This is a genomic window from Tomitella fengzijianii (genome assembly GCF_007559025.1).
In the GTDB taxonomy this organism is placed as follows: Bacteria; Actinomycetota; Actinomycetes; order Mycobacteriales; family Mycobacteriaceae; genus Tomitella; species Tomitella fengzijianii.
Genome location: NZ_CP041765.1, coordinates 1,047,652 through 1,060,521, shown reverse-complemented (window position 1 = coordinate 1,060,521; position 12,870 = coordinate 1,047,652). Strand labels below are relative to the sequence as shown.

Annotated in this window: 13 protein-coding genes; 4 read left to right on the top strand and 9 right to left on the bottom strand. The window is 72.5% G+C overall.

Annotated features, from left to right (window positions below):
• Positions 1–105: 105 nt before the first annotated feature.
• The 8 genes from FO059_RS04880 to FO059_RS04845 all read right to left on the bottom strand — a co-directional run bounded on the left by FO059_RS04880 (position 106) and on the right by FO059_RS04845 (position 8,117).
• On the bottom strand, positions 106–762 hold the full coding sequence (locus tag FO059_RS04880; protein ID WP_143906846.1) for a dTMP kinase: 657 nt from the start codon (positions 760–762) through the stop codon (positions 106–108).
• Positions 762–2,252 carry an adenosylhomocysteinase gene (gene ahcY / locus FO059_RS04875; RefSeq protein WP_143906844.1) on the bottom strand — a complete coding sequence of 497 codons (1,491 nt, stop codon included), beginning with the start codon at positions 2,250–2,252 and terminating at the stop codon, positions 762–764. The genes FO059_RS04880 and ahcY overlap by 1 nt, the downstream gene beginning before the upstream one ends.
• A 51-nt stretch (positions 2,253–2,303) precedes the next feature.
• A complete protein-coding gene (locus FO059_RS04870; RefSeq protein WP_143910444.1) occupies positions 2,304–3,218 on the bottom strand; it encodes a cation diffusion facilitator family transporter in 915 nt (304 codons plus the stop codon).
• Between the two features lie 83 nt (positions 3,219–3,301).
• Complete coding sequence (gene manA / locus FO059_RS04865) at positions 3,302–4,609, bottom strand: mannose-6-phosphate isomerase, class I (protein ID WP_143906842.1); 1,308 nt, start codon at positions 4,607–4,609, stop codon at positions 3,302–3,304.
• Positions 4,609–5,826 carry a tobH protein gene (locus tag FO059_RS04860; RefSeq protein ID WP_143906840.1) on the bottom strand — a complete coding sequence of 406 codons (1,218 nt, stop codon included), beginning with the start codon at positions 5,824–5,826 and terminating at the stop codon, positions 4,609–4,611. The genes manA and FO059_RS04860 overlap by 1 nt, the downstream gene beginning before the upstream one ends.
• Positions 5,823–6,062 (bottom strand): Trm112 family protein, encoded by a 240-nt coding sequence (locus tag FO059_RS04855; RefSeq protein ID WP_143906838.1) that lies wholly within the window; start codon positions 6,060–6,062, stop codon positions 5,823–5,825. Before FO059_RS04855 ends, FO059_RS04860 begins: the two co-directional genes overlap by 4 nt.
• 165 nt (positions 6,063–6,227) lie before the next feature.
• Positions 6,228–7,604 carry a phosphomannomutase/phosphoglucomutase gene (locus FO059_RS04850; RefSeq protein ID WP_143906836.1) on the bottom strand — a complete coding sequence of 459 codons (1,377 nt, stop codon included), beginning with the start codon at positions 7,602–7,604 and terminating at the stop codon, positions 6,228–6,230.
• Positions 7,605–7,715: 111 nt separating this feature from the next.
• A complete protein-coding gene (locus FO059_RS04845; protein WP_168226584.1) occupies positions 7,716–8,117 on the bottom strand; it encodes a DUF3499 domain-containing protein in 402 nt (133 codons plus the stop codon).
• A gap of 124 nt (positions 8,118–8,241) precedes the next feature.
• Between FO059_RS04845 and FO059_RS04840 the strand changes: the two genes are divergently transcribed.
• On the top strand, positions 8,242–8,829 hold the full coding sequence (locus FO059_RS04840) for a metallopeptidase family protein (protein ID WP_143910443.1): 588 nt from the start codon (positions 8,242–8,244) through the stop codon (positions 8,827–8,829).
• A gap of 100 nt (positions 8,830–8,929) precedes the next feature.
• On the opposite strand, the gene FO059_RS04835 is transcribed toward FO059_RS04840, so the two are convergent.
• Positions 8,930–9,187 carry a WhiB family transcriptional regulator gene (locus FO059_RS04835; protein WP_168226647.1) on the bottom strand — a complete coding sequence of 86 codons (258 nt, stop codon included), beginning with the start codon at positions 9,185–9,187 and terminating at the stop codon, positions 8,930–8,932.
• 700 nt (positions 9,188–9,887) lie between these two features.
• Here FO059_RS04835 and cofD point away from each other — a divergent pair.
• The 3 genes from cofD to FO059_RS04825 are packed head-to-tail and all read left to right on the top strand — an operon-like array spanning position 9,888 to position 12,870.
• Positions 9,888–10,925: a 2-phospho-L-lactate transferase gene (gene cofD, locus FO059_RS18655; protein WP_233266906.1), complete on the top strand. Its 1,038-nt coding sequence runs from the start codon at positions 9,888–9,890 to the stop codon at positions 10,923–10,925.
• Positions 10,922–12,280: a coenzyme F420-0:L-glutamate ligase gene (locus tag FO059_RS18650; RefSeq protein WP_233266907.1), complete on the top strand. Its 1,359-nt coding sequence runs from the start codon at positions 10,922–10,924 to the stop codon at positions 12,278–12,280. The genes cofD and FO059_RS18650 overlap by 4 nt, the downstream gene beginning before the upstream one ends.
• On the top strand, positions 12,277–12,870 hold the full coding sequence (locus FO059_RS04825) for an NUDIX hydrolase (RefSeq protein ID WP_233266908.1): 594 nt from the start codon (positions 12,277–12,279) through the stop codon (positions 12,868–12,870). The genes FO059_RS18650 and FO059_RS04825 overlap by 4 nt, the downstream gene beginning before the upstream one ends.

Below are 12,870 nucleotides of genomic sequence, written 5' to 3'. Positions count from 1 at the left end.
GCGCCGCGGCGGTTCGCACGGCACTCGCGCGAACAGTCTATCCGGTGGCGGATCGCCGGTTCGGATCGGTTGGCCGCGGTGCGATCACCGGTGTCCTCCGCCGCCTCACCGTCCCGGCACGAGGCGCGCGGCGAGCGCGTCCACCGCGACCGCCGAACCCGCCGTGTCCGGCGACGCGACCTCCCACGGCGACACCCACGCGGCGCCCGCGAGCGCCTCGTAGGCGCCGGCCACCCGCTGTTGCAGCGCGCCGTCGCGCTCATAGGCGTCGCGGGACCGGGACGGGTCCTGCGCCTCACGATGGGCGGCCCGCTCGCGCGCCAGCTCCACCGGCACGTCCAGCAGCAACTGCGCGTCCGGCACCGGCAGGCCGAACCGCCCGAACTCGAGCCCGCGCACCCACTTGGTGAACGGCCCGTCGCAGCCCTCGCGCAGGCGCGCCGCCCCGTACGCCGCGTTGGATGCGACGTAGCGGTCCAGCAGCACCACGTCGTGCCCGGCGATCATCCCGGCCAGGTCCCCGTCCGCGGCGCGCCGGTCCAGCGCCCACATCAGCGCCATGCCGTAGACGGAGTCGACCAGGTCGCCGTGCCCGCCGCGCAGCGCCTCGGCACCCAGGTCGGCGTGCACCGACGCGCCGTAGCGGGGGAACGCGGCGGTGGCGACCGTCAGCCCCCCGCCACGCCAGGCCTCGACGAGGCGGCCGGTGAGCGTGCGCTTGCCCGCCCCGTCGATGCCCTCGACGGCGATCAGTACGCCCATCAGTACCGGTAGTGCTCCGGCTTGTACGGCCCCTCGACGTCCACGCCGATGTACTCCGCCTGGTCCTTGGACAGCTTGGTGAGGGACCCGCCGAGCGCCTCGACGTGCACCCGGGCGACCTTCTCGTCAAGATGCTTGGGCAGGCGGTAGACCTCGTTGTCGTACTCGTCCGGCTTGGTGAACAGCTCGATCTGCGCGATCGTCTGGTTGGCGAACGAGTTGGACATCACGAACGACGGGTGCCCGGTGGCGTTGCCCAGGTTGAGCAGGCGCCCCTCCGACAGCACGATGATGCTGTGCCCGTCGGCGAAGCGGAACTCGTCGACCTGCGGCTTGATGTTGATGCGGGTGACGTCGCCGGCCCGCTCGAGGCCCGCCATGTCGATCTCGTTGTCGAAGTGGCCGATGTTGCCCAGGATCGCCTGGTGCTTCATCTTCCTCATCTGCTCGAAGCCGATGATGTCCTTGTTGCCGGTGGCCGTGATGACGATGTCGGCCTGGTCGATGAACTCGTCGACGGTGCGCACGTCGAAACCGTCCATGAGCGCCTGCAGCGCGCAGATCGGGTCGGCCTCGGTGACCGTGACGCGCGCGCCCTGGCCCTTGAGCGCCTCGGCGCAGCCCTTGCCCACGTCGCCGTACCCGCACACCAGCGCCGTCTTGCCGCCGATGAGCACGTCGGTGCCGCGGTTGATCCCGTCGAGCAGCGAGTGCCGGGTGCCGTACTTGTTGTCGAACTTGCTCTTGGTGACCGAGTCGTTGACGTTGATGGCGGGGAACGCCAGCTCGCCCGCCGCGGCGAACTGGTAGAGGCGCAGCACGCCGGTGGTGGTCTCCTCCGTCACGCCCTGGACCGAGTCCGCGATGGTCGTCCACTTGGCCGCGTCCGCGGTCAGCGAGGCGCGCAGCAGCGACAGGAACACCTTGTACTCGTCGCTGTCGTGCTCCTCGTCCACGGGCGGCACCACGCCGGCCTTCTCGAACTGCGCGCCCTTGAGCACGAGCATCGTCGCGTCGCCGCCGTCGTCGAGGATCATGTTGGCGGGCTCATGCTTCCCATCGGCCTCGGGCCAGGTGAGCATCTGCTCGGCGGCCCACCAGTACTCCTCGAGGGTCTCGCCCTTCCACGCGAACACGGGGACGCCCTGCGGCGCCTCGGGGGTGCCGTGCGGGCCGACGACGATCGCCGCGGCTGCGTGATCCTGGGTGGAGAAGATATTGCACGACGCCCAGCGCACCTCCGCGCCGAGGCTCGTGAGCGTCTCGATGAGCACCGCCGTCTGGATGGTCATGTGCAGAGAACCGGAGATGCGCGCGCCCTTGAGCGGCGCCACATCCGCGTACTCGCGCCGCAACGCCATCAGCCCGGGCATCTCGTGCTCGGCAAGCCGGATCTCGCGGCGCCCGAACTCCGCCAGCGACAGGTCCGCCACTGCGAAGTCGATGCCGCCCAGCGTCTGCACGGTCGCCCTGGTCTGTGCGCTCGTCATGTACCTCTCCTCATCACGTACGGTCGGTCCGCCCGCGGACCGCCTGCCAGGCTAGCGGTCCGCGCTTCCGGCGCCGCGCGCCCGGTCCAGGTCCGGCTCGATGTAGATGAGCTGCGCCACCGGCACGGCCTCGCGGATCCGCGCCTCCGCCGCGTCCACCTGCCTCGCCACCTCGTCGAGGGGCGTGCCCGGGGGCAGCGCGATTTTTGCGGCCACCAACAGCTCGTCCGGGCTCAGGTACTGGGTGCGCAGGTGGATCACGCGCTCGGCGAGACCCGCCTCCATCGCCGCCAGGATCCTGCCCTCCTGCTCCTCGGTGGCCGCCTCCCCGATGAGCAGCGACTTCATCTCCACGATGAGCACGATCGCGATGGCGCCGAGCAGACAGCCGATGAGCACGGTGCCGACCCCGTCCCACACCGCGTCGCCGGTGGCCATGGTCAGCCCCACACCGGCCAGCGCCAGCACCAGGCCCACGAGAGCTCCGGAGTCCTCCAGGAGCACCACCGGCAACTCCGGGTTCCTGCTTCTGCGGATGAACCCCCACCAGCTCTGCCCGCCCTTGAGGGCCTTCGACTCGCCGCGGGCGGTGTGGAAGCTGTAGCCCTCGAGCGCGACGGCCACCAGGAGGATCGCGATCGCCACGAACGGGCTGCTGAGTTCCTCGGGGTGCCGGATCTTCTCGATGCCCTCGTAGACGGCGAACACCGAACCCATGCTGAACAGCACGAGCGCCACGACGAACGCGTAGAAGTAGCGGTTGCGGCCGTAGCCGAACTGGTGCAGGCGGTCCGGCCTCTTGGACGCCTGCTTGCGGCCCAGCAGCAGCAGCGCCTGGTTGGCGGTGTCGGCCATCGAGTGCACGCCCTCCGCGAGCATCGACGACGAACCGGTGACGGCGAACCCGACGAACTTCGCGATCGCGATGCCCAGGTTGGCCGACAGCGCGGCGAGGATGGTCTTCAGGCCCTCCTGCCCGTGGCCGCCGGACTCGTCCGCCCCGCCACCGGACGGTCCGGCGGCGTCGTCCGCCTGCCCCGGCCCGGCGCTCACGCCGACCCCACCCGGGCCCGGAAGACCTGCGCCCCGGTACCGCCCGCGGCACCCGCCCCCGGATCCTGCGGCACGTGCGCGAGCGGCCCGCGTTCATGCGGGACCGCCGTCAGCGTGACCGGTCCGGACGATGCGGGCACCCACAGCGCCTGCGTGGCATGGATCGTGGTTTCCACAGCATCACAGTGTGCCTCAACCGCCCCCCCTGTGCAGAGAAGTATCTCCGGTCCCGACCCGGAGATCTCCACGCACCCGTCGTGCAGGTCGATGCTGCTCAGGCGGAACTCCGGGGTGTCCGAGAGGTATACGCGCTCGCGGGCCCCGGTGGCGACGCCCTCGGTGGGGGTGGCGGGGACCGAGTGGAAGTCCAGCACGCGCAGCAGCTCGGGGACGTCGACGTGCTTCGGGGTGAGCCCGCCGCGCAGCACGTTGTCGGAGTTCGCCATGATCTCCACGCCAACGCCGTGCAGGTACGCGTGCAGGTTGCCCGCCGGCAGGTAGAGCGCCTCGCCGGGCTCCAGCGTGATCCGGTTGAGCAGCATCGACGACAGCACGCCCACATCCCCCGGGTAGGCCTCACCGATCTGCAGGGTGGAACGGGCCTCGGCCGCGAATTCGCCGCCGTTGCCGTGCTCCGCGAGGTAGCGGACGCACCCTTCGAGGACCTTCGGCAACAGCCGGTAGACCATCGCCTGCGGCATGGTGATCCACGTGGTGAACAGGGCCCGAAGCCCGGCCTCGTCGGGCTGCCCACGCAGCAGTCCCAGATGCGGGTCGAGCTCCGGCACGCCGATGGCGCCCAGAAGATCCACGGTGCGCGCCGGGTCGCGGAACCCGGCGAGCGCGTCGAAGCGCTCGAGGGCCACGACCACCTCGGGCTTGTGGTTGCGATCCCGGTAGTTGCGGATGGGCGAGTCGATGGGGATCCCCGCGCCCTCCTCGCGGTCGAACCCCTCCAGCGCCTGGTCCCTGCTGGGATGCGCCTGCAACGACAGCGGCTCCTCCGCGGCCAGCAGCTTGAGCAGGAACGGCAGCCGCGGGCCGAACCTGGCCATCACCTCTGCGCCGAGCTGCCCGGCGGGGTCCGACTCGATCAGGTCCAACAGCGAGCTGCGGCCGTCCGCGGGGGCGTCCTCGCCGTCGCGCGGGCGCGCTCCGTGCACGTAGGCGGAATCAGCAGGATGCGCGCCGAACCACAGCTCAGCCTCGGGATGCGGCGAGGGGCCGGCGTCGCCGCGCAGCCGCGCCAGTGCGGTCCGCGATCCCCAGGCGTAGGAGCGCACCACTGCGTCGAGTACCAGCACTACCTCAGTTCCCCCTGCGGACCGCCCCATGCGGCAGTGCCGGACGCCGCGGCGACGTAGCCGGCGGCCGTCTGCCACCGCACCGCAAGCACCGCGCACTGCTCGATCAGCGGCACCGAGTCCGCGGCGCGCGCCGTGCCGGCGCGCCCGGCGTCCGCGGCGCCGGGCGGACCACCGGTGGACAGGTCGGAGGCGGCCGGGTCGGATTCGGCGTGGTCGGAAGCGGACGGGTCGGATGCAGCGAGGAGCAACTGTCCGTCCGGCACCGCCGCCATGCGGGGCCGCACTGCGCGTTCGTCGCGGGCGGCGGCGAAGACGAACACCCGGCGCGGCGCCACCGCGGCCGGCCCGTCGATCTGATCGTCGTGGAAGATCGAGTCCGCCCCACCCGGCCCGTCCGCGACCGGCGGCGCGGCCAGCACCTCGACGAGCCCGACCCCCGCGGAAGCCGCGCCGGCCGTGGACAGCAGATCGGTGGACGCGCAGCGCGCCAGCGCCGCGGTGGCGGCGTCGTCGCCGGCGAACACCACGTCATGGCCGAGCATGGCCTCCGCCAGCGCCTTCGCCGGATTGCGGAACGCCTCGCGCCCGGGCCCGTCGGTCAGCGCCTCGCCGTCGAGGCGGTCCGCGAGAGCAGTGAGGCCTGCGGCCACGTCCCGGGTCCCCAACCACCGGGCGCACCGTTCGGGCCGCGCGGTCGCCAGCACGGCCAGCGCCGCTGCCAGATGGTGCAGGAAGCGGTGGGCGATCAGCACCGGGACGCGCGGGGGCAACGTCAGCGCCCGCGTGCCCGCCGCCGCGCCGACGGGCCCCTCCGCGGGGACGGTGACCACTGTTTCCGCGCCGCGCCGCACCGCTTCCCCCACCGCCCCGCTCAGCGCCGGGTCGCCGGCGTCGTCGCCGAGCACGACCACGAGGTCAAGGGAACCGGCCCATTCCGGCAGGGCCGCCGCACGCACGACCGGGACGTCGAGATCCGGCCCCAGCACGGCGGCCGCAACGTCGGCCGCCGCGGCGCCGCCACCGCCGCGCGCCACGAGGACCACCGCACGGGGACGCACCCCTGCGACCGGGACGAGTACGTCTTCCGATACCGCCGTCGCCACGGCACGGAACTGCGCGCCCCCGGAGGCCGCCGACCGCAGGATCCCGCGGTGGTCTCCGCGGATCAACTGCTCGGCGTCGTCGAGGTCGATCCCGGACGCCGAAGCGATCACGTCGACTGTTCCCCGTCCAGCGGCGCAGCCTCGCCGGAGACCCCCTGGCCCGGAAGCGTCGCCTCCTCCAGCAACATCACCGGAATGCCGTCGACAACCGGGTACATCCGGCCGCACACGGTGCAGGCGAGCACGTCCGCGTCCGGGTCCTCCGGCGTTCCAGCCCGCAGCGCTCCGTGGTCGGGCGCCGGGCAGGCCAGCACCTCCGCCAGCACGGGATCCAGCTCCACCGCCATGTCGAATGTTCCTTCCGGGTTCCGTTTCGGGCATCGGGGACCTCCGAACGCATTCCCGGTCGATCCCCGTCGCACACTGTCAGTCTTGCCGATCCGCCCCGGGCGCGCAGCAGTCCGGGGCGCACCGCGCGGTCGGGGCCGCCCCCGGCCCTCCGGCTGGCCCGGTCAGCCGCCGCGCACCACGGCGAGCACCTCCGCGGCCAGCGCGTCCACCTCCGACTGCGTGGCCGCCTCGGCGTTGAGCCGCAGCAACGGCTCGGTGTTGGACGCCCGCAGGTTGAACCACGCGCCGCCCTCGAGTTCCACGGTGACCCCGTCCAGGTCGTCCACGGACACGGTCCGGTCGGCGAAGGCCGCCACCACCGCGTCGGTGCGTGCGGCCGCGTCTTCGACCGTGGAGTTGATCTCGCCCGACGCCGCGTACCGGGTGTAGGAGGCCATCAGCTCGGAGAGCGGGCGCTCCTGCTCGCCCAGCGCGGCCAGCACGTGCATCGCCGCGAGCATGCCGGAATCCGCGTTCCAGAAGTCCTTGAAGTAGTAGTGCGCCGAGTGCTCTCCGCCGAACACCGCGCCAGTGTCCGCCATCGTCGATTTGATGAAGGAGTGGCCGACGCGCGTGCGCACCGGGGTGCCGCCGAGCTCGCGCACCAGCTCCGGCACCGCCCGCGAGGTGATGAGGTTGTGGATGATCGACGCCCCCGGCGCCTTCGCCAGCTCGCGCTCCGCCACCAGGGCGGTCACCGCCGACGGCGACACCGGACGGCCCAGCTCGTCGACCACGAAGCAGCGGTCCGCGTCCCCGTCGAAGGCCAGACCCACGTCGGCGCCCGACTCGACGACGCGCGCCTGCAGGTCCACGATGTTCTTCGGGTCGAGCGGGTTCGCCTCGTGAAAGGGGAACTCGCCGTCGAGCTCGAAGTAGAGCGGGTCGATCGTGAGGGGCAGGCCGGCGCCGCCGAGCACCGCCGGCACGGTGTGCCCGCCCATGCCGCTGCCCGCGTCGACCGACACGGTGAGCGGGCGGATGGCGCTGAGGTCCACGAGCCCGCGCAGGAACGCCGCGTACTCTCCGAGCACCTCACGCCGGGACGCCTCCCCGGGGCGTCCATCCCAGGAGGGGACGCCTGCGATCACCGCGCCGGCGATCTCGGCCAGTCCGGAGTCCTGCCCCACCGGACGTGCACCAGAACGGCACATCTTGATCCCGTTGTAGCGGGCCGGGTTGTGGCTGGCGGTGAACATGGCGCCGGGGCAGGACGCCGCGCCGGATGCGTAATACAGCTCGTCGGTGGAGGTCAGCCCCAGCGAGACGACGTCGAGCCCCTGCGCCCGGACTCCTTCGCCGAAGGCGGCGGCGAGCGCCGGGGACGACTCGCGCATGTCGTGGCCCACGACGACGGAGAGTGCGCCCTCCGATCGCATGAGGGCCGCGAACGCTGCGCCGACGTCGCGGACGAAGCCCTCGTCGAGCTGTTCACCCACGAGCCCTCGCACGTCGTACGCCTTGATCACGGCGTGCACTGACGTAGCCGATCGCACCACTGCCCCAAGCCTCTCGAATCTCGTCTACGAATGCGCGGCGGACTCCGCACGCCCCGCGTGGCCGTCCCGCACGGCCACGATCCTAACGGCCCGGGCCCGTCGTGATCCCCGTCAGGATTCCGGATCCGGCAGGACGCGCAGGTGCCCCCGGCGTCCCGTCCTGGTGATCGGCGACGGTGGCCCCGACGGCGTGTCCGCCCCGCGTGCCGGACCGTCGGCGGCGGCGGACCTCCTGCGTTCCCCCCGTCCGGCCTCGCGGACCGCCTCGGCGAGGGCCGTCAGATCGTCCTCGTCGGGCTCGCCGGGCGCGAAGCGGCCCTCGTGGCGGACCAGATCCCAGTTGCGGGGCGCGGTGATGCGGACGGCGTGCGACTCGCACAGGTCCCAGGAGTGCGGCTCCGCGCTCGTCGCCAGCGGTCCCACCACTGCAGTCGAGTCCGAGTACACGAACGTCAACGTGGCGACCGCCGAGTTGTTGCACCCCGGCCGGCAGCATTTCCGCAGCATCCTCACAAGCGTCGACCCTATCGCACTCCCCGCGCCGCACCGTCGCACTCACCGCATGTCGCACCGTCCGGGCCGCACCGGACGCGCCTGTGCGCCCGCGGACGGCCCCACGGGTAGCCTCGTCGTCATGATGAGAGGGCCTTTCGGCGACCGCGCGGCCGCCGGTCGCGGGCTGGGACGGCGCAGGCACCCGGGCGCACCGGGCGTGTCCCGCGCGTCCGCGCACGGCGAGTCCTCCGGCGGGCGACGCGGCGGCGAACCCAGTTCCCGCAGTGTGGAACGGCGCGGGCGCGGCCCCCGGGGCAGCATCCTCCCAGCGGGCGCCCCCGCCCGGCTGAGCCGATCGTCCGCCTTCGATCAGCTCGCGCTCAACGCGTTCAGCGCGATCGACGCGGATTGGCATGAGAGGCTGACCAAGCTGGACCTGGCCGTGGACGATGTACCGCGGATCAGCGCCCGCAACCCCCGGTCGGTCGTGTGGCCACCGGAGGTGGTCGCCGACGGGGCCGTGCCCCTAGCCCGCCTCATCCCGGCCGGGCTCACCCGCGACGGCCGCCCCACTCGTGCACGGCTGGTGCTGTTCCGGCGGCCGCTGGAACTGCGGGCCGGCAAACCGGAAGAGCTGATGCTGCTCATCCACGACGTGCTCGTCGAGCAGATCGCGAACCACCTCGGCGTGACGCCGGAGATCATCGACCCCACGCTCCGGGACGATTGAGCCGTCGGCCCGCGCTCCGGCCAGGAGATTCGGGGCCAGGAGATTCGGGCACGTCGCCGCCCGCACCACCCGGCTCAGCCCACCGGGCGCCGGGCGACCGTCAGACGATGCCCTTCTTCAGGCGGCGCCGCTCACGCTCCGAGAGACCGCCCCAGATACCGAACCGCTCGTCGTGCTCCAGCGCGTACTCGAGGCATTCGGAACGCACCTCGCAGCTCTGGCAGATGCGCTTGGCCTCGCGCGTGGAGCCGCCCTTCTCGGGGAAGAACGCCTCCGGGTCCGTCTGCGCGCACAGAGCCTGATCCTGCCACTGCTCCTCGACCGGGCCGAGGTCGCTGCCCTCGAACCCGCCCACCAGATCGAGCTCCGGGCGGCCGGTGGCCACCGGCTCCTCGCCGAAGCCGTGACCGAACTCCCCGCACTCCCCCGACTGCGGTTCCGCCACGGTTCCCGGCGCGGCGCCGTCGGCCGCGTGAAGCTCCGTCATGTGAAACAGTCTGCGGCCAGATTCGTGACCACCGGGCTCATTCAGCATCGTGAAGGGTCCTCATCTGTCGTGGTGCCGTATGCCTGGACTCGGTTGCCCGATCAGGCATCTCCTGCAGTCGCACTTCCCGCAATCGACGCCCGTCGGCGTGCGCGCCGGGTGAACCGCCGGCCTGCGGCCTCGGCCGCCGAACGATCCAATGGTGAACGTCCATGTTTACCATAGCGACCGATCGATACGTCCTGCAGCCTGCGCCCCGGGAGCCTGGACTCCCCGAGGATGCCGACCGCCCGAAGACCTCGCATCCACCCGAATCACATGCCTGTGATTAAACACCTCCCGGACCGACCCTTCAACCCGAATCGCGAAATCGCTATATCATCCTGATCCATCATTTTTGAAGGGTGACACGGAGGAGTCACACAGTCTTTACACGGCGACCTCCGCTTTTGCCGTGTGTTTTCCCTCACAAGGTACCGCCGTTCCCGGGTGCGCGCACACCCTGAGACGGGTCGGCGGGCGGTTCGCCCTCGCCGGGGCATGCAGGCCGGCACGCACTAGGCTCGTGCCCGTGAAGGTGACGGTGTTGGCGGGCGGAGTAGGCGGCGCGAAGTTCCTCCGGGGGCTGCGCTCACATCTGGGGATCCCCGGCGGCGAAGGCCACCGGAGCGACGGCGCAGACGACGCACGCGGCGCGGCGAGCGGCGGTCACTCCGTCACCGCCGTCGTCAACGTGGGCGACGACGTATGGCTGCACGGGCTGCGCATCACCCCGGACCTCGACAGCTGCATGTACACCCTCGGCGACGGCATCGACCGCGAACGCGGGTGGGGCCGCGCCGACGAGGGCTGGCGTGTCAAGGAGGAGCTCGCCGCGTACGGCGCCGACCCCACCTGGTTCGGCCTGGGCGACCGCGACACCGCCACGCACCTGATCCGGTCCCGCATGCTGCGCGCCGGGTATCCGCTCTCCGATGTGGTCGCGGCGCTGTCCAACCGCTGGCGGCCCGGGGTCCGTCTGCTGCCCGTGACCGACGACCGCTGCGAGACGCACGTCGTCGTCACCGACGAGGACTCCGGCGAACAACGCGCAATCCACTTCCAGGAGTGGTGGGTACGCCACCGCGCCGGCGTCCCCACGCACAGCTTCGTCCAGGTGGGCGCCGAGCGCGCCGTCCCCGCGCCGGGCGTCGTCGAGGCCATCGAGGATGCCGACGTCGTCCTCATCGCCCCGTCGAACCCCGTGGTCAGCATCGGACCGGTGCTCGCTGTACCCGGAATCCGCGGCGCGCTGCGCACGACGGAGGCGAAGATCGTGGGCGTCTCCCCGATCATCGCCGGCGCACCGGTGCGCGGCATGGCGGACACCTGCCTGTCCGTGATCGGCGTCGAGACCTCGGCGCAGGCGGTCGGCCGCATGTACGGCGCGCGCTCGGAATCCGGTCTGCTCGACGGCTGGCTGGTGCACACCGGCGACCATGCCGACGTCCCCGGCGTCGACGTGCGGTCGGTGCCGTTGCTCATGACCGACGACGAGGCCACCGCGGAGATGGCACGGCAGGCCCTGGATCTGGCCGGCGTCGGCCCTGCGGAAGACCAGGCGCCGTGACCGCCGACGGGCGGGCGCCCGACGATCACGCCGCACCGCACCTGACGATCCGCCCCGTCGAGGGCCTGCCCGAGTTCCGCCCGGGCGACGACCTCGCAGCGGCCATCGTGGCGTGCGCCCCGTGGCTCGAGGACGACGACGTCCTGGTGGTCACCTCCAAGATCGTCTCCAAGGCGGAGGGGCGCATCGTGGCGGCGCCGCGCGACCCCGACGAGCGGGACGCCGCGCGGCGCCGCCTGATCGACCAGGAGTCGGTCCGCGTGGTGGCCCGCAAGAACCGCACCCTCATCACCGAGAACCGCCTCGGCATCGTCCAGGCCGCCTCCGGGATCGACGGATCCAACGTGCGCGGCGACGAGCTGGCGCTGCTGCCGGAGGATCCGGACGCCAGCGCGCGGGGCCTGCGCGACGCCGTGCGCCGGCTCGCCGGGGTCACCGTCGCGGTGGTGGTGACCGACACGATGGGCCGTGCGTGGCGGATCGGGCAGACCGACGCGGCGATCGGCGCCGCCGGCCTGGCGGTGAGCCACCCTTTCGACGGCAGTGTGGACGGGCAGGGCAACGAGCTGATCGTGACCGAGATCGCGGTGGCCGACGAGATCGCCGCCGCGGGCGACCTGGTGAAGGGCAAGCTGGGCGCGACCCCGGTGGCGGTGGTCCGCGGGCTGTCCCCACGCGACGACGGATCCCGCGCGCGCGATCTCGTCCGCGAGGGCACGGAGGACCTGTTCTGGCTGGGCACGGCCGAGTCGATCGAGCGCGGTCGCCGCGAGGCGCTGCTCCTGCGGCGTTCGGTCCGCTCCTTCACCGCCGACCCCGTCGACCCGGCGTTGATCGAGGAGTCCGTCGCGGAGGCGTTGACCGCTCCCGCGCCGCACCACACGGCGCCCGTCCGCTTCGTCTGGCTCCGCGACCTCGACCGCCGGCACGCGCTGCTCGAGTCGATGCGCGACGACTGGCGCGCCGACCTGGCCGCCGACGGCTGGGACCCCGGGCGCGTCGAGAAGCGGGTGCACCGCGGTGACATCCTCTACGACGCCCCCGAGGTGCTCATCCCCTTCTGCGTGCCGGACGGCGCGCACGACTATCCCGATGCGCGCCGGACCCGCGCGGAGGAGACGATGTTCACGGTCGCGGTGGGGGCCGCAGTGCAGGGGCTGCTGGTGGCGCTCGCCGTCCGCGGCGTGGGCAGCTGCTGGATCGGGTCGACGATCTTCGCCCCGGAGACCGTGCGCCGCGTTCTGGACCTGCCCGACGACTGGCGCCCGCTCGGTGCGATCGCCGTGGGGCACCCCGCCGACGGCCTGGCACCGCGCCCGCCCGCCGACACCGGAACACGGCTGGTCACCCGATGACCGGCATGGACCCGACGGCCGCCGCTGCGCATTCCGCCGGCCAGCACCCCACCTCTCTGCACGCCTCCGCGGCCGAGACCCTGCGCGAGTGGCCGGCGCCGAACGCCGGGCAGGACTCGATGCGGCACACCTATCTCGCGTTCCTCGACGCGGCGCCCGACGCCTGCCTGCGCCGCAGCGCGCCCGGGCACCTCACCGCGTCGACGCTGCTGGTCGACGCGGACCTGGAGCGGGTCCTGCTCACACTGCACCCGCGCGTGGGACGGTGGATCCAACTGGGCGGGCACTGCGAGCCTGAGGATGCGAGCATCCAGGCCGCCGCGCTGCGCGAGGCCACCGAGGAGTCCGGGATGACCGGAGTCGCACTGGACCCCGTGCCCCTCGAGCTGCACACCCACCCGATCACCTGCTCGCTCGGCGTGCCCACCCGCCACCTGGACGTGCGCTTCCTCGCCGTCGCCCCGCCGGGGGCGCAGCCGGTACGGTCCGCGGAATCCGACGACCTGCGCTGGTGGCGTGTCGGGGAACTGCCGGACGCGGCCGAGCACGACACGATCGCCAGGATGATCGCGCTGGCGCGCCGCCGCTGA

What these genes read in the sequence shown, in the direction of transcription:
- FO059_RS04880 (WP_143906846.1), bottom strand. Translation starts at nt 762, where the DNA reads ATGGGCGTACTGATCGCCGTCGAGGGCATCGACGGGGCGGGCAAGCGC.
- ahcY (WP_143906844.1), bottom strand. Translation starts at nt 2,252, where the DNA reads ATGACGAGCGCACAGACCAGGGCGACCGTGCAGACGCTGGGCGGCATC.
- FO059_RS04855 (WP_143906838.1), bottom strand. Translation starts at nt 6,062, where the DNA reads ATGGCGGTGGAGCTGGATCCCGTGCTGGCGGAGGTGCTGGCCTGCCCG.
- FO059_RS04840 (WP_143910443.1), top strand. Translation starts at nt 8,242, where the DNA reads ATGAGAGGGCCTTTCGGCGACCGCGCGGCCGCCGGTCGCGGGCTGGGA.
- FO059_RS04825 (WP_233266908.1), top strand. Translation starts at nt 12,277, where the DNA reads ATGACCGGCATGGACCCGACGGCCGCCGCTGCGCATTCCGCCGGCCAG.